The 1,470-nt window shown below is 26.6% G+C and carries 2 protein-coding genes; both read right to left on the bottom strand.

The genetic code is table 11. From position 1 onward, the window contains the following. On the bottom strand, positions 1-334 hold a 334-nt coding region (locus V7014_RS27055), incomplete at its 3' end, for a DUF4435 domain-containing protein (RefSeq protein WP_335512215.1). Positions 335-336: 2 nt separating this feature from the next. Next, positions 337-1,470: AAA family ATPase (locus V7014_RS27050; RefSeq protein ID WP_335512214.1), on the bottom strand; the 1,134-nt coding region annotated here is incomplete at its 5' end.

Below are 1,470 nucleotides of genomic sequence, written 5' to 3'. Positions count from 1 at the left end.
CTATAGTATAGTACTCAAGCTCAACTAAGTTTGGATGATCTACGGTGATTTTTCCTTTAAAAACATCAAAATCTTTATCTATTATAAAAACACATTTATTTAAATGGGATGCATTTTTATTCCATTCAGAAAATCTATCCAAAACATTTTGCTTCGATTTTAAAGGATATATTTTTCCGATTTTAACTTCTCCATCTAGCAGCCTATCAACAAGTGTTTTATAAACATGTGGCATCTTTTCATCTTCTATTAATAAAAACAAATCATAATTTTGGTGACGAAGAATAATATCAGCAAATATTGAATTACTCTTTCTGGTTGGCAAACTAGTCAAAACTATCTCCCTTTCACTTCAGATGTATTAGAATAAAAGTCACCTATTATATCCGGTGAATGAGTAGCAATTATTATTTGTGCTTTGTCATCATTCGTGATTAAGAGAGGTAATAATTTTGCCTGCCATTCTATATGTAATGATAATTCTGGTTCATCAATTAATAATAGTTTACTACCCTTGGTTTCATACTCTATAAGAGCAAAAATGAAAAACACAACAATTTGCTTTTCCCCTGATGAAAGTAAATCCAAATTCAATTTGTCTTTCCTTTTTCCTTGATTTAAAAAATATAGTCTATTTTCACCAGTTTCATAAGCTATTACTTTTCCAGTCTCTTGAAACAGTAAATTAATAGAATCAAGTATTTGTTTTAAGTTCATTTTTAATCGATCTATCCGTTTTTTTTCTTTTTTGGCTATATTCGCAATCTCTTCTAATTTTTTTAATTGAGTAAAAGCAAAGTTATGTTCAACAAATTTTTCTGGCTCAATTATATTTATAATACCATCCGTTACACTATAAGAATCTAAAGTATTTTGATAAATCTCCTGTAACTCTATAATGTTATCGATCACATTTTTTCTCACAATATCTTTTAAATCATTTTTAATACTAGAAAAATCTTGTCTCTCTTTAGATAAAATCTTAACATTGCCTATCGGTTTAGAAAAATGATTAATCATTTGAGCTCTCATATTTGCATTAATTCTATTTTCAGTAAATGTTATTCTATTGTTATAAATTGCGAAGTATTTTTGAGCTTGATCTAATGAGTCCTCAATATTTTTTCTATTTGAATTATGTAATCTTTCATTCCTTTTATATGTCTCAAGGTTATCAAGACCTTTAACTTTTCTATTAAGAGGGATATATACTGTATTGCTAAATGAACGTAACTTTTTATTTAATAATTCTATTTTTGGCTCATTTTCTGGACCTAGATAAATTTTAAAGTTCTCATTTTCATCATCAATAAATTTCACTATTGATTTATCATCAAAAAAGTGATCTCTTGATTCATCATCATTAATACTTTTTCTTTCATAAATTATACCAAAATCTCTTTCTGTATTTGAAACTGTAAATTGTTCTTTATCTAAAATGAAAGTCGAATGTATGTTAGAGTTTATTAC

Source organism: Bacillus sp. JJ722, assembly GCF_036963345.1.
In the GTDB taxonomy this organism is placed as follows: Bacteria; Bacillota; Bacilli; order Bacillales; family DSM-1321; genus Bacillus_AD.
Note: the sequence above shows the minus strand (reverse complement) of the source record. Positions and strands in the feature narration are given on the sequence as shown.